Source organism: Sphingomonas yunnanensis, assembly GCF_019898765.1.
Classification (GTDB): domain Bacteria; phylum Pseudomonadota; class Alphaproteobacteria; order Sphingomonadales; family Sphingomonadaceae; genus Sphingomonas; species Sphingomonas yunnanensis.
Genome location: NZ_JAIOKB010000001.1, coordinates 711,393 through 729,881 on the forward strand (window position 1 = coordinate 711,393; position 18,489 = coordinate 729,881).

Sequence of the window (18,489 nt, forward strand, 5' to 3'; positions counted from 1 at the left end):
CATGTCCGTCGTTCCCCAGCCCGAGGTCGTGACGCTCGGCTGCCGCCTCAATATCGCCGAGAGCGAGGCGATCCGCCAGCTCGCCGGCGCGGGCGTGGCGGTGGTGAACGGCTGCGGTGTGACCAACCAGGCGATGCGCGACACGCGCGTTGCGGTGCGCCGGCTGCGGCGCCGCCTGCCGCACACCGAGCTGGTGGTCACCGGCTGCGCCGCCGAGATGGACCGCGCCGGCTTCGCCGCGATGCCCGAGGTCGACCGCCTCGTCCCGAACGCCGCCAAGCTGCTGCCCGCCAGCTGGGGGAGCCCGCGCGGCAACGCGCCGCGGCCGCGCGCGCAGACCCGCGCCTTCGTCGGCGTGCAGAACGGCTGCGACCATGCCTGCACCTTCTGCGCGATCCCGCAGGGTCGCGGCGCGAGCCGCAGCGACGCGATCGCCGAGATCGTCCCGCGCGTCGCGGCGCTGGTCGAGGCGGGGCAGCGCGAGGTGGTGCTGAGCGGCGTCGACCTCGCGAGCTACGACGACCGCGGCGCCGGCCTCGCCGCGCTGGTCAAGCGGCTGCTCGCCGGCGTGCCCGGGCTGGAGCGGGTTCGCCTCTCCTCGCTCGACCCGCACGTGATCGACGACCCGCTGTTCGCGCTGCTCACCCAGGAGCCGCGCGTGATGCCGCACGTCCACCTCTCGCTCCAGGCGGGCGATGACCTGATCCTCAGGCGCATGCGCCGGCGCCACCGCCGCGCCGAGGCGCTCGCGGTGATCGAGCGGCTGCGCGCGGCGCGCCCCGAACTGGCGATCGGCGCGGACCTGATCGCGGGCTTCCCGACCGAGGACGAGGCGATGTTCGCCAACACGCTCGCGCTGGTCGAGCAGGCCGACATCACCCACGCGCACGTCTTTCCCTATTCGCCGCGCGCGGGGACGCCCGCCGCCCGCATGCCGCAGGTCGAGCCCGAGGTCGCGCGCGCCCGTGCCGCGACGCTGCGCGCCGCCTCGGCGGCGCGGCTCGCGTGCCGCCTCGCGCGCCAGGTCGGCACGGTGCAGCGCGTGTTGGTCGAGCGCCCCGGCGACCGCGGCCATGCCCCCGATTTCAGCGAGGTCCGCCTCGCCTCCCCCCTCCCCATCGGCAGCGTGCGCGACGTCACGATCGTCGCCGCCGCGCCCGACCATCTCACCGGAACCATCGCATGAGCACGAGCTGGCATGACAAGCTGCTGGGCGGCTTCCGCCGCACCTCCGACCGGCTGGTCGGCAACCTCGCCGGCCTCGGCGGCGCGCGCCTCGAGGAGCAGACGCTCGACGAGGTCGAGGAAGCGCTGATCGGCTCAGACCTCGGCCCGGAGACCGCGGGGCGGGTCCGCGCGCGCCTCGCCGAGGGCACGTTCGAGCGCAACATGGAGGAGCTCGGCATCCGCCTCGTCGTCGCCGAGGAGGTCGAGAAGGTGCTGGCGCAGGTCGCCAGGCCGCTCGGCATCGACGCCTTCCCGCGCCCGCAGGTGGTGCTGGTGATCGGCGTCAACGGCTCGGGCAAGACCACCACGATCGCCAAGCTGGCGCATCTGTTCCTCGAGCAGGACTATCACGTGATGCTCGCCGCGGGCGACACGTTCCGCGCCGCCGCGATTGGCCAGCTGCGCACCTGGGCCGAGCGGATCGGCGTGCCGATCGTCACCGGTCCCGAGGGCGGCGACGCCGCCGGGATCGTGTGGGACGCGGTGAAGAAGGCCACCGAGATCGGCACCGACGTGCTGATCGTCGACACCGCCGGCCGGCTCCAGAACAAGCGCGAGCTGATGGACGAGCTCGCCAAGATCCGTCGCGTGCTCGGCCGGCTCAACCCCGCCGCGCCGCACGACGTGCTGCTGGTGCTCGACGCCACCACCGGGCAGAACGCCCTCAACCAGATCGAGGTGTTCAAGGAGGTGGCGGGGGTCACCGGGCTCGTCATGACCAAGCTCGACGGCACCGCGCGCGGCGGCGTGCTGGTGGCGGCGGCGGAGCGCTACGGCCTGCCGATCCACGCCATCGGCGTCGGCGAGCAGATGGACGATCTCCGCCCGTTCGACGCGCGCGAGCTCAGCCGCATCATCGCTGGGGTCGACACGGGGCCGCGCAAGTGAGCGCGACGCCGAAGGAGTCCGCGGGCGCGCGCGCGCTGGTCGATTACGGGCCGCTGGCGGTGTTCTTCGCGGTCAACTTCCTGCTGCCCGGCGAGAGCGCGCGGCGGCTCGTCGCGGCGGCCACGCCGGCCTTGTCGGACCTCGGGCGGGTCGAGGCGCTGCTGCTCGCGCGCGTGATCGTGGCGACCGCCGCCTTCGTGCTGGCGAGCGTGGTCGCGCTGGTGATCGCCAAGGCGAAGCTCGGGCGCGTGCCGCCGATGCTGCTGATCTCGGCCGGGCTGGTGATCGTGTTCGGCGGGCTGACGATGTACTTCCGCGACCCACGCTTCATCCAGACCAAGCCGACGATCGTCTACGCGTTGCTCGCCGCGACCCTGGGCTTCGGCGCGGCGACCGGGCGCCCGCTGCTCCAGCAGCTGATGGGGTCGAGCTACCCCGGGCTGAGCGAGCGCGGCTGGCACCGGCTGACGCTCAACTGGGTGTGGTTCTTCTTCGCCATGGCGTTCGCCAACGAGGCGGTGTGGCGCGGCGCCGCGTCGCTGTACGGCGCGCAGCGCGGCTGGGACCTGTGGGCGATCTACAAGGTCTGGGTGGTCATCCCGGTGACGATGCTGTTCGCGGTCGCCAACGTGCCGATGCTGATGCGCCACGGGCTCAACCTGGGCGACGAGGCACCGCCGGTGCCGCCCGAGGGCTGAGGCCAGCGCGGCGACGACAAGGATCGAGGAGAGAGTAGGAGCGATGAGCGAGACGTGTCACCCCGCGCCGGCGGGCCTGCCCGACAGCATCGACCGCGCCGGCTATGAGGAGGCCTATCGCCGCTCGGTCGCCGATCCCGAAGGCTATTGGCGCGACGAGGCGCGGCGGGTCGACTGGATCACACCCTTCACCCAGGTAAAGGACACGTCGTTCGACGAGGCCGACTTCCGCATCCGCTGGTACGCCGACGGCGAGCTCAACGTCTCGGTCAATTGCGTCGACCGCCACCTCGCCACCCGCGGCGATCAGGTCGCGATCGTGTGGGAGGGCGACGAGCCCGGCGAGACCCGCACGCTGACCTATCGCGAGTTGCACCGCGACATGTGCCGCTTCGCCAACGTGCTCAAGTCGCTCGGCGTGCGTCGCGGCGACCGCGTGACGCTCTACCTGCCGATGATTGCCGAGGCGGCCGCGGCGATGCTGGCCTGCACGCGGGTCGGCGCGATCCACTCGATCGTGTTCGGCGGCTTCTCGCCCGACAGCCTCGCCAACCGCATTCAGGACTGCGACTCCCGGATCGTCATCACCGCCGACGAGGGCTGCCGCGGCGGCAAGCGCATCCCGCTCAAGGCGAACGTCGACAAGGCGGTGGCGCACTGCCCCGGCGTCGAGAAGGTGCTGGTGATCCGCCGCACCGGCGCGGACGTGGCGATGACCGCGGACCGCGACGTCTGGCTCCACGACGCGCTGGAGGGAGTCGACGCCGAGTGCGCGCCCGAGCCGATGGGCGCCGAGGACCCGCTCTTCATCCTCTATACCTCGGGCTCGACCGGCAAGCCCAAGGGTGTGCTCCACACCACCGGCGGCTATCTCGTCTGGGTCGCCAAGACCTTCAGGGAGGTCTTCGATTATCGCGACGGCGAGATATTCTGGTGCACCGCCGACATCGGCTGGGTCACCGGCCACAGCTATGTCGTCTACGGCCCGCTCGCCAACGGCGCCACGACGGTGATGTTCGACGGCGTACCCAACTACCCCGACCACGGCCGGCTATGGGAGACGGTCGACCGGCTCGGGGTCAACATCCTCTACACCGCGCCGACCGCGATCCGCGCGCTGATGCGCGAGGGCGACCAGTGGGTGACTCGCCACAGCCGCGCCTCGCTGCGGCTGCTCGGCAGTGTCGGCGAGCCGATCAACCCCGAGGCGTGGAACTGGTACTATCGCGTCGTCGGCGACTCGCGCTGCCCGGTGGTGGACACGTGGTGGCAGACCGAGACCGGCGGCATCCTGATCTCGCCGCTGCCCTACGCCACCGACCTGAAGCCCGGATCGGCGACCACGCCGCTGCCCGGCGTCCAGCCGCAGATCGTCGACGCCGAGGGCAAAGTGCTCGAGGGCGCGACCGAGGGGAACCTCTGCCTGGTCGACAGCTGGCCGGGGCAGATGCGCACGGTGTGGAACGACCATGAGCGCTTCTTCCAGACTTATTTCACGACCTATCCCGGCAAGTATTTCACCGGCGACGGCTGCCGCCGCGACGCGGACGATTATTACTGGATCACGGGCCGCGTTGACGACGTCATCAACGTCAGCGGCCATCGCATGGGCACCGCCGAGGTGGAGAGCGCGCTGGTGGCGCATGCCAGCGTCGCCGAGGCGGCGGTGGTGGGCATGCCGCACGAGGTGAAGGGCCAGGGCATCTACGCCTTCGTCACGCTCAACGCGGGCGAGCAGCCCTCCGACGAGCTGCGCGCGGCGCTGCGGCAGTGGGTCCGCGACGAGATCGGGCCGATCGCGACCCCCGACGCGCTCCAGTTCGCACCGGGGCTACCCAAGACGCGCTCGGGCAAGATCATGCGCCGCATCCTCCGCAAGATCGCGGAGAACGACCTCGGCGCGCTGGGCGACACCTCGACGCTGGCGGACCCGTCGGTGGTCGACGCGCTGGTGGCGGATCGGGTGGGGTGAGCGGTGCGAGGGCGGACGAGCGCGGCTCTTCTCCTTCTCCCGCTTGCCCCTCTGGCCGTCATCCTGAACTCGTTTCAGGGTCCAACGGGCCGCGCACGCGTCGGCCTCTGAGTGCGCGGCACCGTGGACCCTGAGACGAGCTAAGGATGACGCCAGGAGGAAAGACCGAAGGCGCAACTTCTCCCCTTTCTCCTCACCAATCCGCCAGCACCTGCCCCGCGCGGATCGTGTCGCCGAGCCGCAGCCCGTCGCGCAGCCGCGCCGCGGGCGGAAGGAACAGCAGGATCGTCGAGCCATGCTCGAACCATCCCATCTCCTCGCCCTTCCCGAGGCGCGCGTCGCAGGCCGCGCGTGCGCTGCCCTGCTCGCGCAGCACCGTCTCGACGTCGAGGAAGCCGAGCCGGATGCTCGCCACCAGGATCGCCGCGACGGGCACGAGCAGCAGCGGCCGCCCGCCCGCGCTCGCCTCGATCACCGCGCGCTCGTTGCGGCAGAACAGCTGCTCCACCCGCTTGAGCGCGATCGGGTTGACGTTCCAGCAGTCGCCCGAGAGATACGTGACCCCTTCCACCGTCAGGTCGGCGGGCGCGTGGAAGCGGTGGTACATCGCCGCGGTGAGCCGCAGCGTCAGATACCAGCCGTCGCGAAAGCGCTCGACCAGCGCGGGATCGGGGACCAGCTCGCCCAGCCGGTAGGGAAAGCCCTTCACCTGATAGACCCGGTCCCCCTCGATCCGGCCGTGCGCGCCGAGGATCGCGTCGCACGGGCTCGCCAGCGTCGCGGGATCGCGGTCATAGGCGCGCGCGCCGGGTCGCAGCCGGCGGACGAAGCCGTCGCGCAGCGAGCGGAACTCGGTGGTGGCGGCGTCGGAGAGGTCGACGTCGGAGAAGAAGCGCCACGCCGCGAGCGCGGGCCGCGCCACCAGCGGGTGCTCCGCCGCGGCGATGCGCCCGACCAGCCCGGTCGCCCAGCGTCGCGGGATGCGGTTGGTCAGCAGGAAGTTGAGGTCCTCCTGCAGCAGCAGGCGGAGGAAAGCCGAGCGCATTGTCACACCTGCGTCATCGTGAGGGTCTGTGGGGAGGCATGGAGAAGAAGACGTTCGTCGCGGTGGCCGGCGCGGTCGCCACCACCCTGTTCGCGGTCAGCAAGGGGCGCGAGCGGCTGCGCCTGTCGCGCGCCAAACATCCCTCGCTCGGCGGGCACGTCCGCATGGCCAAGCGCGTGGCGGCACAGATCCCTTATTACAGCCACCCGGAGGAGCGTTTCTTCCGCGCCGACCGCTGCGACGACGCGGTCGCGGCGCGGCGCCGCGACGGCTTCCGCCGGCTGAGCGAGCTCTATGCCGCGCGCTTCCCCAAGACGCTCGCGCTCACCGCCGAGACCCGCAACGGCCTGTCCGACCTGCGGTTCACGGGCCGCTACCGCGTTCCCTTCCCTTTCGCCGAGGTGGTACGCGCCAAGCTGCCGACCGGCGCCTTCGTCGAGCGAACGGAAGGCGCATGGCTGATCGACCTCGACGGCAACCGGCTCATCGACTGCGCCGGCTCCTACGGCGTCAACCTGTTCGGCAACGACTTCTACAAGGAGACGCTGCGCGAGGCGGTCGCCGCCGCCGAGCCGCTCGGCGCGCTGCTCGGCGCCTATCACCCGGTCGTGGCCGACAATGTTCGCCGGCTGCGCGCCCTGTCGGGGCACGACGAGGTGTCGTTCCATATGTCGGGCACCGAGGCGGTGATGCAGGCGGTGCGGCTGGCGCGCTATCACACCGGCAAGCGCCGGCTGGTGCGCTTCGCCGGCGCCTATCACGGCTGGTGGGGCGACGTGCAGCCCGGTATCGGCAACCCCGTCCCGGCCGACCACACGCTGACGCTCGCCGAGATGAGCGGCGAGACGCTGCGCGTGCTCGCCACGCGCAAGGACATTGCCTGCGTGCTGGTTAATCCGCTCCAGGCGCTCCATCCCAACGCGGGCGCGCCGTCGGACAGCCAGCTGGTCGACAGCGCGCGCCGCGGCGGGGCCGACCTCGACGGCTATGCGCGCTGGCTCCACCGCCTCGCCGAGACCTGCCGCGCCAACGGCATCGTACTGATCGCGGACGAGGTATTCGTCGGATTCCGGCTCGCGCCGGGCAGCCTGCTGCGCCGCGTCGGGGTCGAGCCCGACCTGATCACCTGGGGCAAGACGCTGGGCGGCGGGCTGCCGGTCGGCGTGCTCACCGGACGCGCCGCGCTGATGAAGCGCTGGCGCGACGACCGGCCGGTCGACATCTGCTTCGCGCGCGGCACCTTCAACGCGCATCCCTATGTGATGGCGGCGATGGACTCGTTCCTGCGCCGGCTCGAGACCCGCCCGGTGCAGGCGCTGTACGACGGGCTCGACGCGCGATGGGACGCGCGCGCGGCGCAGCTCAACGCCGCCCTGGCCGCCGAGGACCTGCCGGTCGCGGTTGCCAACCTCTCGACGATCTGGACCGTGCTCTACACGCGGGCGTCGCGCTACAATTGGATGCTGCAATATTACCTCCGCGCCGAGGGGCTGGCGCTGAGCTGGGTCGGCACCGGGCGGCTGATCTTCAGCCTCGACATGGACGAGGCGCTGTTCGACGAGATCGTCCGCCGCTTCGTCGCCGCCGCGCGCGCGATGCAGGCGGACGGCTGGTGGAGCGGCCCCGCGGTCAGCGACAAGCAGCTGCGGCGGATGGCGCTCGCTGAGTCGCTGCGGGCGAGGATGCGCGGGTAGATCGCTTACCTCACTTGTTCCCCGGCGAGAGCCGGGGCCCAGGTGGGAGACGGCAGTGATCCTCACGACGACCGTCCCGACTGGACCCCGGCTTTCGCCGGGGATCATGCTGGAGGCGAGGAAGGCGCCTCCGTTCTCGCCTCACGCCGCGGCGTGATGATCCTCGCTGCGCTCGCCCTTGAGCAGCCGCGCGGGCGCGGTGCGGTAGAGGCGGAAGTCGCTGAACGGATCGGTGACGATCTTGGTCGCCCAGACGATACCGGTCTCGAGGTCGCGCTCGATCCACAGCTGGGTCACGCGGAACAGGATCGCGGCCACGCCGAAGCATAGCCAGCCGAAACCGACGTGGCGCAAGAAGTCGAGCAGTCCCCCGGGCCGCTCAAACAGCCCGAACAAGGTCGGCTCGAGCGCGAGCACCAGCGGGATCGCGAGCCATAACCCCATCAGCACGTACTTGCGCGTGAGATTATAGCCGACCTTGACCTCTTCCTTGTACGCGTGGCTGACCCCGTTCTCGTGGTCATAGTCCTTGGGCTCGAAGAAGAAATGCCCGGCCTGGCGGCTCGTCATCGCGACGCCCCAGGCGAGCAGACTCGCGAGGGCCGCGTCGACGAACAACAGAGCATAGGCCACCAGGAAGGTGCACGCGCTGACGAAGTGCAGGCTCTGGTTGACCAGATTGTGATGGTAGAAGCGATGATCGTCCCAGCGCTGCTCCTTGAGCTGCGCACGGAAGCCGGGATTGCCCTGATCGTCCTCGAAGCGGAGCTTGCGGATCGTCGGCATCACTGGTCCTCCCGGTCGAGCTTGGCGATGCGCACCAGCGAGAAGTGCCCGAGCGGCGGGATCTCGCGGCGTTCGATCAGCGCGACGTCGTCGCGCCCCGCGATCCAGTCGGCATAGAGCGCGAAGGGGAAGTCGGTGCGGAAGCCGAGCCGGCTGGTCACCGGCATCAGTGTCTTCTCGATCGTGCCGCGCACGCCCTTCTCGGCGCCGACGCGCGTGGTGATGATGATCTCGCCGCCCGGACGGCAGACGCGTGCGAACTCGTCGAGCGCGCGCCCCGGGTTGGCCACCGCGCTGACCACATATTGCGCCACCACCACGTCGAAGGACTGATCCTCGAAGTCGAGCGCCTCGGCGTCGCCGACGCGGATCGCGTCGACGTTGCGGAGGTTCTGCCGGCGGACGCGCGCGCGCGCCTTGTCGAGCATGTCCTCGGAGATGTCGATGCCGGTCACCCGGCTGGTGCGCGCATAGCCCGGCAGCGAGATGCCGGTCCCGACCCCCACCTCGAGGATGCGGCCGCCGATCCGGTCGGCGGCGCGGATCGCGCTGGCGCGGCCCTGGCGGAAGACGGGCCCGAACACGAGATCGTAGATCGGGGCCCAGCGATCATAGGCCTGGGCGACCCCGGCCGTCGTCATCACTGCTGTCATGTCAGCGCATTACCTTCGTTTGACCCGCAATCGGGCGACGGTGATGTCTGACCTCTCTCCACTTGTTGCGTGTCAGCTTGACGACGGATCGGTGACGCGTTCTGTCACGCGGCTGTTATGGATATGACATGCGCCCGATGAGGAAAGGGCGGCCCGTCGCCGGACCGCCCTTTCTGGGTCCCCTCTGTCGCTCCGTGTTCCTGCGCACGCAGGAACCCAGGGCGACGAAGGCCGGTGCTCGTGGCTCTGGGCTCCTGCGTGCGCAGGAGCACCACACCACGCCGCCGCTTAGCGCTTCGAGAACTGGAAGCTGCGACGCGCCTTCGCGCGGCCGTACTTCTTGCGCTCGACGACGCGGCTGTCGCGGGTGAGGAAGCCCGCCGCCTTCACCGGCGCGCGCAGCACTGGCTCATACTTGGTGATCGCCTGGCTGATGCCGTGCTTCACGGCACCGGCCTGGCCCGAGAGCCCGCCGCCCTTGACGGTGCAGACCACGTCATACTGACCCTCGCGCTCGGTGATGCCGAACACCTGGTTGATGACGAGACGCAGCGTCGGGCGCGCGAAATAGATCTCCTGGTCACGACCGTTGATCGTGATCTTGCCCGAACCCGGCTTGAGCCACACGCGCGCGACCGCGTCCTTACGGCGACCGGTGGCATAGGCACGGCCCTGCTTGTCGATCTCCTGCGCACGCAGCGGGGCGCGCTGTACCGGCTCCTCGATGTTGCCGGCGAGATAGGCTTCGGCGGAGGCGTCGGCGCCCTCCTGCTGGGTCTCGCGCTGCTCCTGGAGTGCGGCGCCGAGGTCGGAGAGGGACTGGCGGTTGTCGGTCATTATGCGCCCACCTTGTTCTTGCGGTTCATGCCGGCGATGTCGAGCACCGCGGGGCTCTGCGCCTCGTGCGGGTGCTCGGTGCCCTTGTAGATGCGCAGGTTGCGCATCTGCTGGCGGCCCAGCGGCCCGCGCGGGATCATCCGCTCGACGGCCTTCTCGAGCACGCGCTCGGGGAAGCGGCCCTCGAGCACCTTGGCGGGCGTGATGCCCTTGATCCCGCCGGCATAGCCGGTGTGCTTGTAATAGACCTTGTCGGTCAGCTTGTTGCCGGTGAAGCGCACCTTGTCGGCGTTGATCACGATGACGTTGTCACCGCAGTCCACGTGCGGGGTGAAGCTGGTCTTGTGCTTGCCGCGCAGCACGTTGGCGATCACCACCGCGGCACGACCGACCACCAGGCCCTCGGCGTCGACGATGTGCCACTTCTTCTCCACCTCATGCGGCTTGGCCGCCTTGGTGGTCTTCATCAGCGCCTTCATGGTGCCTGTGACCTCTGTTCGCGTTCGAATAGAAAAGACGCGCCGCCCCGCCGGGCCTGCGCGTCGATGGCGGTGCATTGCCGCCATGAGCTCACGAAGTCAAGGTTTCCGCGGATTTGTCGACGGGTAACAGAATACCCGGAGCTCGATCAGGCGCGATTGCGGCCCACCGCGTGCGCCGCCACGACCGCGCTGATCAGCAGCAGCGCGGCGTTGGCCTGATGCGCCACCGCGATCGGCAGGTCCACGCCGCTGAGCAACGTCGCGATGCCGAGCGCGACCTGCGTCGCCACCAGCACCGCCACCGCCGCCGCGGCGCGGTAAGCGCGTGCCTGTCGCGCCCGGTGCGCCAGCAGCAGCAGCCCCGCCGCCGCGACGAAGGCGAACCAGCGATGGATGAACTGCACCACGATCGGGTTGTCGACCGCGTTGCGCCACGCCGGCGTGACCATCGGCGTGCCCGCGGGGAAGAGCGAGTCGCCCATCAGCGGCCAGCTCGCGAAGGCATAGCCGGCGTCGAGCCCCGCGGTGAACGCACCGAAGACGATCTGGACCGCGAGCAGCGCGAGCGTCAGCGCGGGCAGCGCGCGCAGCGGCGCCGGATGCGCCAGCGGGTTGCCGGCGAGCGCGGCGAGGTCGCGCGCGGTCCACACGATCCCTGCGAGGATGAACAGAGCGGTGCCGAGATGCACCGCGAGTCGCACGTGGCTGACGTCGGTGCGGACCGACAGGCCCGAGGCGACCATCCACCAGCCGATCGCGCCCTGCAGCCCGCCGAGCGCGAGCAGCGCGCCCAGCCGCCAGCCGTGACCGCGCGGCACCTGTCGCCTCACCGCGAACCACAGCAACGGCAGCGCGAAGGCCAGCCCGATCACGCGACCGAGCAGCCGGTGGGCATATTCCCAGAAGAAGATCGCCTTGAAGCCGTCGAGCGTCATGCCGCGGTTGAGCTGCTGATATTCGGGGATGCGCTGGTAATCGGCGAACTCGGCCTGCCACTGCGCGGTGGTGAGCGGCGGGATCACGCCCGAGATCGGCTTCCACTCGGTGATCGACAGCCCCGATTCGGTCAGCCGCGTGATGCCGCCGACCACCACCATCGCGACGATCAGCGCGGCGACACAGTAGAGCCAGCGCGCGATCGCGCGCGGGCGGGTGGTGAGCGAGAAACCGGGGCTGGCCTGGAGCATGTCACCCTTTAGCAGAGGCGGGCGCGCCCGTCGACGCTGCCGCGGCGCGCGCGGCGCGTCCCCAGGGCTCCTCGCGGAACCACTTGGTGACGACATATTTGGTGCCCTCGACGACGGCCATGCCCTCGTGCAGCGTGGCGGTATTCGGGCTGCCGTCGGGATTCATATTGTCCCAGGCGAGCAGCATGCCGCGTCGCGGTGCCACGCGCAGCCCGCCCTGCGGAAACCAGGTCGCCCCGCCCTCCTCCACCTCGTTCAGATAGATCATCGCGGTGAAGGTGCGCTGCCCGCCATTCTCGCGCATGCGCGGCCAGTAGCTCTCGCCCTCGTGAAAATAGTCGTGATGCGTGCGAAACAGCTGGCCGGGCGCGTAGCGCTGCCCCTGCATCGTCTCGCCATATTCCGCAGCGATGCCGAGCAGCGCGGCGATCGACCCGTCCACCTGGCGGATGCCGTCGGCGAACCGGTCCATGTCGCAGCTCTCGCTGGTGCGGTTGTTGGGGTCACCGCGGTCGCTCAGCAGCGAGGACGGGCGGCGGTTCGAGTCGATGACCTGGATCAGCCAGTCGCACCAGGCCTGGTCGAGGAAATCGAGACAGCGCCACGCTGCGACGCGGTCGCTCGGCAGGCGCTGCATCCTGGGATCGGCGTCGAGCTTGGCGGCCACCGCCGCGCCGATCGCGGCGCGCGCTACCGAGGGGCCGCCCGGGGGGAGGGTCGTCAGGGCCATGCCGGCTCCATCGCGCGGCGCGGGGCGGCGCGCAAGCCACCCCGCCCCCTCGCCGGGCTCACCAGAAGATGTCGTAGATAACGTCTACCACCCGCCCGCTGTCGAGTTCGACCAGTAGCGCGTCGTCGTAATAGCGCACCCAGCGGTAAGGCCCGTAGGCGTCGGGGAGACGATAGGCGTAGGGATCGTCGATCCAGTAGCTGCGCGCGAACAAGGTCGGCGCGATCCGCACGCCGATGCCGAAGCGCGTGTAGCCCCCGCCCCAGCCATAAGGCGCGTAATAGCGCGGCAGGCGATAGGCATAGCGGTTGCTGCTGCGATAGCCGCTCCAGTCGTAGCGCTGGTCGCGCCGCCAGTCGCGGTCCCAGCGCGCGCGGTCGTCGCGGCCGCCCCAGCCCCCGTTTGAGCCTCCGTTGTAGCCCCCGTTAGAGCCATTGCCCCAGGCGTAGTGGCCAGGATCGCGCCGCTGCCAGGCGCCGTCGTCGCGGTCGCGCCGCTCCCAGCCGCCGTCGCGGCGCGCGCTGCGCCAGTCGCCGTCGGCGCGGGTGCGCGCGTCGTCGCGGCGGTCCCAGCCGGGCGAGCGGTCGCGCCCGCTGCGCCACTCGGCCCGCGAACGGTCGGCGTCACCGCGCACCGCTGGCGCAGCGCCATAGCCCCAGCCGCCCGGCCGCGCGTCGGGACGCGGCGCCGGTGCCGGAACGGGCGCGGCCGGCGCGGCCCAGCCGGCGCGGTCGCCGCCGCGGCCGCCGGTGCCGGGCTCGCGTCGCGCCCAGCCGCCGGTGTCGACATGCTCGGGACGGTCGGGCCGGTTCCACTCGGCGCGCGGCGCGGGTGCCTGGGGCCCGGGGCCGCGCGGCGCCTCACCGCGCGCCTCGACCCGCGTCTGCATCCGCGCGCGCATCGCGTCGCGCAGCGTGCCCTGCTGCGCCGACGCCGCCGGCACCAGCCCGGCGCTCGCCAGCAGTCCCATCACCAACGCCTTGATCATGGCCTTCACTCTCACTCACCGGCGCACCAGCCGGCCCCATCATGCGCATGGTCTAGCGCGGCATGATAGAACCATCGCTGAACCGGCCAGTCAGCCTTGGGACAGCTCGGCGGGCGCGAGCAGCGCGGCGAGGCGCTCGACGAGCTGGGCGCGCGTGTGCGGTTTGCGGATCACCTGCGGCGCGGGCACGTCGGCGAGGTCGTCGGCGTCGGCATAGCCGGTGACGAACAGCACCGGCAGCCCCGGACGGCGCTGGCGCGCGCGGCGCGCGAACTCGACCCCCGTCATCAGCGGCATCGCCACGTCGGCCACCACCGCCTCGATCGCGGGATCGGCGTCGAGCGCTTCGAGCGCGGCGGCGCCGTCCGCCGCCTCGACCACGCCGCAGCCGGCGTCGCGCAGCGCGTCGGCGGTGATCTCGCGCACGCGATCCTCGTCGTCGAGCACCAGCACGCGCCGTCCTGCCACCGAGCCGCCACCGTCGCGCGGCTCGCCTACCGGCGCCTCGCTCGGTGCCACAGCGGCGCGCGGCAGGTAGACCGAGACGCGCGTGCCCTCGCCCGGCCGCGTGTCGATCCGCACCCCGCCGCCCGATTGCTTGGCGAAGCCGAACACCTGCGCCAGCCCCAGCCCCGAGCCCTTGCCCACCTCCTTGGTAGTGAAGAAGGGCTCGAACGCGCGTGCCAGCACGTCGGGCGTCATGCCAGTCCCGGTGTCGCTCACCGCGACCCGGACGTAATCGCCCGCGGACGGCTCCTCCGGCCGCACCGGCGCGCCGAGCGCGACGTTGGCGGTGCTCACCCGCAGCGTCCCGCCCCCCGGCATGGCGTCGCGCGCGTTGATCGCGAGGTTGAGCAGGATCAGCTCGAGCTGGGTCGGGTCGACCATCGCCGGCCAGGGCTGGCCGCACACCGCCGCCTCGATCGCGATCGACCGCCCCAGCGTACTCTCGAGCAGCGGCACCAGCCCCGTCACCGCGGCGTTGAGGTCGACCACCTTGGCCTCGAGCCGCTGCCGGCGCGAGAAGGCGAGCAGCTGCGCAGTCAGCGTCGCGCCGCGCTCGGCCGCGGCGCGGACATGGTCGAGCTGCTCGAGCGCGCGCGGCGTCAGCGGCCCGCGCGCCGCGGCGCGCGATACCATCTCGACGTTGCCGAGCACCACGGTGAGCAGGTTGTTGAAGTCATGCGCCACGCCCGAGGTGAGTTGGCCGATCGCCTCGAGCCGCTGGAGCTGGTGGAGCGTCTCCTCCACCCTCTCGCGCTCGGCGATCTGGCGGGTGAGCTCGGCGGTGCGCTCCTCGACCCGCGCCTCGAGTCGCTCGCCGGCGAGATGCGCCTCGGTGACGTCGATCGCGCAGCCGACATAGCCGAGGAAGGTGCCCTCGAGAAAGCGCGGGCGCGCCTCGGCATGGACCCAACGCTCGCCGCCCGCGCGGGTGAGCAGGCGATAGTCGCCGCTCAGCGGGTCGCGCGCGCGCTGCCGCTCGACCAGCCGCCGCGCCGCCGCCGCGCGCAGCTCGCTCGGCAGCAGCGAGAGCCAGCCGCCTGTCACCACTGCCTCGGGCGCGACGCCGAGGATCGTGCGGAAGCCCTCGCTGGCGAAGGTGAGGTTGAGCTCGGCGTCGGTCAGCCACACCAGCGCGGGCAAGCTGTCCGCGAGCATGCGGAAGCGCGCCTCGCTCTCGCGCAGCGCGTCGGCCTCACGCTTGCGCGCGGTGATGTCGATCACGGTGCCGATCGCGCGCACGCAACGGTCGCCCTCGAACAGCCCGCGCCCGCGCACCGCGAGCCAGCGGAACGAGCCGTCCGCGGCGGGGCGCGTGCGATACTCTATGTCGTAGCGCTCGCGCCGCGCCGGATCGATCGCGGCGAGGAAGGCCTCGCGCGTTTGCGGCCGGTCCTCGGGATGAAGCAGCTCGCCGAACTCGGCGAGCGCCTGCGCCGGGCCGGGGCTGATGCCGAACATGGCCCAGGTCCGCGGCGAGCAGGTGAACCGGTCGGTCGCGAGATCATAGTTCCAGGTGCCGATCTCGCCCGCCTCAGTGGCGAGCTCGAGCGAATCGCGGCTCAGCGCCAGCGCGCGCTCGGCGCGGTGCCGTCCGGTGACGTCGATCCCCTCGACGAACACCGCGGTCACCGCGCCGCTCGAGTCGGTGATCGGCTGGAGTATGAAGTCGAGCCGCCGTTCCTCCGCCTTGCCGCCGTCACGCGGCAGCAGCAGCGCCACGTCGCTGCCGCGATAGGGCGCGCCCGTCGCCACCACTTCGTCGAGTCTCTCGAGCAGCCCCTGCTGGGTCACCTCGGGGACCGCCTCGGCGAGTGGGCGCCCGACCACGTCGCGCCCGCCGAACAGCCGCCGGTACGACGCGTTGGCGAGCTCGATGACATGCCCGGGCTGGCGGAGCACCGCGATGAAGCCGGGCGCCTGGTCGAACATCTCGCGCAGCCGCTCGCGGTCCTCCGCCATCGCGCGCGCGGCACGCACCCGCGCCGTGGTCTCCGAGACGATGCACAGCACACCGCCGACGCTGCCGTCCGCCAGCGGCACCGGGGAGTAGCTCACGTCGAAATAGACCGTCTCGCCCTGCGCGCCGCGCTCGATGTAGAAGGGGCGGTCCTTGGCGGCGAAGGTCTCGCCGGTGCTTCGCACGTGCGCGAGCAGCGGCTCGAGATCGTCCCACAGCTCGCTCCACGCCAGGCGGCCGGGCTGGCCCAGCGCGTGCGGGTGTTTGGCGCCGATCGTCGGAGCATAGGCGTCGTTGTAGAGCGCGACATGGTCGGGGCCCCAGAACAGCACGATCTCGACTCGCGCGGGCAGCGCCAGCGCCAGCGCGTTGCGCAGCTCGGCGGGCCAGCCGGCGATCGGGCCGAGCGGCGAGGCCGACCAATCATGCGCCAGGATCCGCTGGCCCATCTCGCCGCCGTGCGCGAACAACAAGGTCGGATCGCTCGCCGAGGTTAGCGGTTGGTTCATCGCGTCCATCAGCCTAGCGCGGTGCGGCGACTGAGAGAAGTTAAGATGCGCCGGGTGGTGGCGTCGCGCGCGGGCGGCTAGGCCATGGGCATGAACCCGGCCTTCCGCTCGATCCACCACCACGGCCTGCTGCGCGTCGCCGCGGCCACCCCGCCTGCCAGCGTCGGCGACCCCGCCTTCAACGCCGAGGCGACGATCGCGCTGGCGCGACGCGCGGACGCGGGGGCGGTCGACCTCGTCGTCTTCCCCGAGCTCAACCTCAGCAGCTACGCGATCGACGACCTGCATCTCCAGTCGGCGTCGCAGCGCGCGACCCGCGCGGCGGTCACGTCGGTGGTGGCAGCCTCGGCCGAGCTGCGCCCCGTGCTGCTCGTCGGCGCCGCGCTCGAGCGGGAGGGCCGGCTCTACAATTGTGCGCTGGCGATCGCGCGCGGCCGGATGCTCGGGGTCGTGCCCAAGACCTTCCTCCCCAATTACCGCGAATATTACGAGAAGCGCTGGTTCGCCAGCGGCGCTGGGCTGACCGGGCTGACGATCCGCCTCGGCGACGAGGACGTACCGTTCGGCAGCGACCTCATCTTCGCCGCGGACGACCTGCGGCGCTTCGTGTTCCACGCCGAGATCTGCGAGGATTACTGGTCCCCCACCCCGCCCTCGACGCTGGGGGCGCTGGCCGGCGCGCTGGTGTGCGCCAATCTCTCCGCCTCGAACGTGGTGATCGGCAAGTCGCGCGAGCGGATGATGCTCTCGGCGTCGCAGTCGGCGCGCGCGATCTGCGCCTATGTCTATTCCGCCGCGGGACCGGGCGAGAGCACCACCGACCTCGCCTGGGACGGACAGGGCACGGTGCACGAGCTCGGCGAGCTGCTCGCGGAGTCGACCCGCTTCGCGCACGAGCCCGAGCTGGTGGTCGCCGACGTCGACCTCGAGCGGCTCGCGCAGGAGCGGCTGCGCTACGGCACGTTCAACGACAGCGCCGCTTTGCTCGGCCATCCCGAGACGCGCTTCCGCCGGATCGGCTTCGCGCACCGACCCGACTTCGCCGACGTCGGGCTGGAGCGCGATCTGCGCCGCTTTCCCTTCGCGCCCAACGATCCCGCCAAGCTCGACGAGGATTGCTACGAGGCGTTCAACATCCAGGTCGAGGGCGTCGCCAAGCGGCTCGTCGCGGCCAATGCCAGCCGGCTGGTGATCGGCGTGTCTGGCGGGCTCGACAGCACGCACGCGCTGATCGTCGCGGCCAAGGCGCTCGAGCGGCTCGGACGGCCGCGCACCGACATCCTCGGCATCACCCTGCCCGGCTTCGCTACCAGCGAGGGCACCAAAAGCAACGCCTGGAAACTGATGGACGCGCTCGGCATCACCGCCGAGGAGATCGACATCCGCCCCGCCGCGACGCGCATGCTCGCGGACATGGGCCATCCCTTCGGCCGCGGCGAGCCGGTATATGACGTCACCTTCGAGAACGTCCAGGCGGGGCTGCGCACTGATTACCTTTTCCGCATCGCCAATCAGCGCGACGGCCTGGTGGTCGGCACCGGCGACCTCAGCGAGCTGGCGCTGGGCTGGTGCACGTACGGTGTCGGCGACCAGATGAGCCATTATGCGGTCAACGCCGGTGTACCCAAGACGCTGATCCAGTTCCTGATCCGCTGGGCGATCGCGACCGGGCAATATGACGCACCGACCAACGCGGTGCTCGACGCCATCCTGTCGCAGGAGATCTCGCCCGAACTGGTGCCGGGCGAGGCGCTGCAGAGCACCGAGAGCAAGATCGGCCCCTATGCGCTCAACGACTTCTTCGCGCATTACGTGATCCGCCACGGGCTGGCGCCGTCGAAGATCGCGTTCCTCGCGTGGCACGCCTGGCGCGACCTGGAGCAGGGGCGCTGGCCGATCGGCTATCCCGAGGCGGCGCGCACCGCATATGACCTCGACACGGTGCGGCTGTGGCTCGAGCGCTTCCTCGTGCGCTTCTTCCAGACGAGCCAGTTCAAGCGTTCGGCGATCCCTAACGGGCCGAAAGTGTCGGCGGGCGGCGCTTTGTCGCCTCGCGGCGACTGGCGCGCGCCGTCGGATGGCACCGCCAAGGCGTGGCTGGCGGAACTGGCGGCGAACGGACCGTGAGGAGGGCCTAGATCCTCTCCGCGTGGCGGGGGGAGACCGCGCTCGAAGGGCGTGGTGGAGGGGGCTCGCCGCGAAGCACCGCGCCTGAGGAAGCCCCCCTCCACCAGCCTGCGGCCGGTTCCCTCCCCGCCATGCGGGGAGGATCTTACGGCTGTGCTACTTGGCTGGGCGAGCGCCATCCCGGCGCGCGCTTTGACATGGT

The 18,489-nt window shown here is 71.1% G+C and carries 15 protein-coding genes; 6 read left to right on the forward strand and 9 right to left on the reverse strand.

Annotated features, from left to right (window positions below):
- The first annotated feature begins 1 nt into the window (after position 1).
- From K7957_RS03445 to acs, 4 genes are read left to right on the forward strand one after another with little or no spacing between them, the layout of a single operon-like run.
- A complete protein-coding gene (locus tag K7957_RS03445; RefSeq protein ID WP_223010550.1) occupies positions 2-1,186 on the forward strand; it encodes a MiaB/RimO family radical SAM methylthiotransferase in 1,185 nt (394 codons plus the stop codon).
- A complete protein-coding gene (gene ftsY, locus K7957_RS03450) occupies positions 1,183-2,115 on the forward strand; it encodes a signal recognition particle-docking protein FtsY (protein ID WP_223010551.1) in 933 nt (310 codons plus the stop codon). The genes K7957_RS03445 and ftsY overlap by 4 nt, the downstream gene beginning before the upstream one ends.
- Positions 2,112-2,813: an inner membrane-spanning protein YciB gene (locus K7957_RS03455; RefSeq protein WP_223010552.1), complete on the forward strand. Its 702-nt coding sequence runs from the start codon at positions 2,112-2,114 to the stop codon at positions 2,811-2,813. The genes ftsY and K7957_RS03455 overlap by 4 nt, the downstream gene beginning before the upstream one ends.
- Before the next feature lie 43 nt (positions 2,814-2,856).
- Complete coding sequence (acs, locus tag K7957_RS03460) at positions 2,857-4,785, forward strand: acetate--CoA ligase (protein ID WP_223010553.1); 1,929 nt, start codon at positions 2,857-2,859, stop codon at positions 4,783-4,785.
- A 193-nt stretch (positions 4,786-4,978) separates the two neighbouring features.
- Here the strand turns inward: acs and asd are convergent, their stop codons facing one another.
- Positions 4,979-5,830 carry an archaetidylserine decarboxylase gene (asd, locus tag K7957_RS03465; RefSeq protein ID WP_223010554.1) on the reverse strand — a complete coding sequence of 284 codons (852 nt, stop codon included), beginning with the start codon at positions 5,828-5,830 and terminating at the stop codon, positions 4,979-4,981.
- 38 nt (positions 5,831-5,868) lie between these two features.
- Here asd and K7957_RS03470 point away from each other — a divergent pair, with 38 nt between their 5' ends.
- Positions 5,869-7,524 carry an aminotransferase class III-fold pyridoxal phosphate-dependent enzyme gene (locus K7957_RS03470; RefSeq protein ID WP_223010555.1) on the forward strand — a complete coding sequence of 552 codons (1,656 nt, stop codon included), beginning with the start codon at positions 5,869-5,871 and terminating at the stop codon, positions 7,522-7,524.
- Between the two features lie 141 nt (positions 7,525-7,665).
- On the opposite strand, the gene K7957_RS03475 is transcribed toward K7957_RS03470, so the two are convergent.
- The 8 genes from K7957_RS03475 to K7957_RS03510 all read right to left on the reverse strand — a co-directional run bounded on the left by K7957_RS03475 (position 7,666) and on the right by K7957_RS03510 (position 16,160).
- Positions 7,666-8,310 (reverse strand): DUF962 domain-containing protein, encoded by a 645-nt coding sequence (locus K7957_RS03475; protein ID WP_223010556.1) that lies wholly within the window; start codon positions 8,308-8,310, stop codon positions 7,666-7,668.
- Complete coding sequence (locus K7957_RS03480; RefSeq protein ID WP_246616625.1) at positions 8,310-8,951, reverse strand: class I SAM-dependent methyltransferase; 642 nt, start codon at positions 8,949-8,951, stop codon at positions 8,310-8,312. The genes K7957_RS03475 and K7957_RS03480 overlap by 1 nt, the downstream gene beginning before the upstream one ends.
- A 300-nt stretch (positions 8,952-9,251) precedes the next feature.
- A complete protein-coding gene (gene rpsI, locus K7957_RS03485; RefSeq protein WP_223010558.1) occupies positions 9,252-9,800 on the reverse strand; it encodes a 30S ribosomal protein S9 in 549 nt (182 codons plus the stop codon).
- Positions 9,800-10,279 (reverse strand): 50S ribosomal protein L13, encoded by a 480-nt coding sequence (rplM, locus tag K7957_RS03490; protein WP_223010559.1) that lies wholly within the window; start codon positions 10,277-10,279, stop codon positions 9,800-9,802. Before rplM ends, rpsI begins: the two co-directional genes overlap by 1 nt.
- Before the next feature lie 149 nt (positions 10,280-10,428).
- Positions 10,429-11,469: a COX15/CtaA family protein gene (locus tag K7957_RS03495; protein ID WP_223010560.1), complete on the reverse strand. Its 1,041-nt coding sequence runs from the start codon at positions 11,467-11,469 to the stop codon at positions 10,429-10,431.
- Between the two features lies 1 nt (position 11,470).
- A complete protein-coding gene (locus tag K7957_RS03500; protein ID WP_223010561.1) occupies positions 11,471-12,199 on the reverse strand; it encodes a prolyl hydroxylase family protein in 729 nt (242 codons plus the stop codon).
- Between the two features lie 58 nt (positions 12,200-12,257).
- Complete coding sequence (locus tag K7957_RS03505) at positions 12,258-13,187, reverse strand: RcnB family protein (protein WP_223010562.1); 930 nt, start codon at positions 13,185-13,187, stop codon at positions 12,258-12,260.
- Positions 13,188-13,277: 90 nt separating this feature from the next.
- Entirely contained in the window at positions 13,278-16,160 is a 2,883-nt protein-coding gene (locus K7957_RS03510; RefSeq protein WP_223010563.1) for a PAS domain S-box protein, read from the reverse strand.
- Between the two features lie 90 nt (positions 16,161-16,250).
- Between K7957_RS03510 and K7957_RS03515 the strand changes: the two genes are divergently transcribed.
- Positions 16,251-18,287, forward strand: a complete 2,037-nt coding sequence (locus K7957_RS03515) for an NAD(+) synthase (protein WP_223010564.1) — start codon at positions 16,251-16,253, stop codon at positions 18,285-18,287.
- Positions 18,288-18,489 lie beyond the last annotated feature (202 nt).

Coding starts and splice junctions, on each gene's coding strand:
- K7957_RS03445 (WP_223010550.1), top strand. CDS start 2: ATGTCCGTCGTTCCCCAGCCCGAGGTCGTGACGCTCGGCTGCCGCCTC.
- ftsY (WP_223010551.1), top strand. CDS start 1,183: ATGAGCACGAGCTGGCATGACAAGCTGCTGGGCGGCTTCCGCCGCACC.
- acs (WP_223010553.1), top strand. CDS start 2,857: ATGAGCGAGACGTGTCACCCCGCGCCGGCGGGCCTGCCCGACAGCATC.
- asd (WP_223010554.1), bottom strand. CDS start 5,830: ATGCGCTCGGCTTTCCTCCGCCTGCTGCTGCAGGAGGACCTCAACTTC.
- K7957_RS03470 (WP_223010555.1), top strand. CDS start 5,869: ATGGAGAAGAAGACGTTCGTCGCGGTGGCCGGCGCGGTCGCCACCACC.
- K7957_RS03475 (WP_223010556.1), bottom strand. CDS start 8,310: ATGCCGACGATCCGCAAGCTCCGCTTCGAGGACGATCAGGGCAATCCC.
- K7957_RS03480 (WP_246616625.1), bottom strand. CDS start 8,951: ATGACGACGGCCGGGGTCGCCCAGGCCTATGATCGCTGGGCCCCGATC.
- rpsI (WP_223010558.1), bottom strand. CDS start 9,800: ATGACCGACAACCGCCAGTCCCTCTCCGACCTCGGCGCCGCACTCCAG.
- rplM (WP_223010559.1), bottom strand. CDS start 10,279: ATGAAGGCGCTGATGAAGACCACCAAGGCGGCCAAGCCGCATGAGGTG.
- K7957_RS03495 (WP_223010560.1), bottom strand. CDS start 11,469: ATGCTCCAGGCCAGCCCCGGTTTCTCGCTCACCACCCGCCCGCGCGCG.
- K7957_RS03500 (WP_223010561.1), bottom strand. CDS start 12,199: ATGGCCCTGACGACCCTCCCCCCGGGCGGCCCCTCGGTAGCGCGCGCC.
- K7957_RS03505 (WP_223010562.1), bottom strand. CDS start 13,187: ATGATCAAGGCGTTGGTGATGGGACTGCTGGCGAGCGCCGGGCTGGTG.
- K7957_RS03510 (WP_223010563.1), bottom strand. CDS start 16,160: ATGAACCAACCGCTAACCTCGGCGAGCGATCCGACCTTGTTGTTCGCG.
- K7957_RS03515 (WP_223010564.1), top strand. CDS start 16,251: ATGAACCCGGCCTTCCGCTCGATCCACCACCACGGCCTGCTGCGCGTC.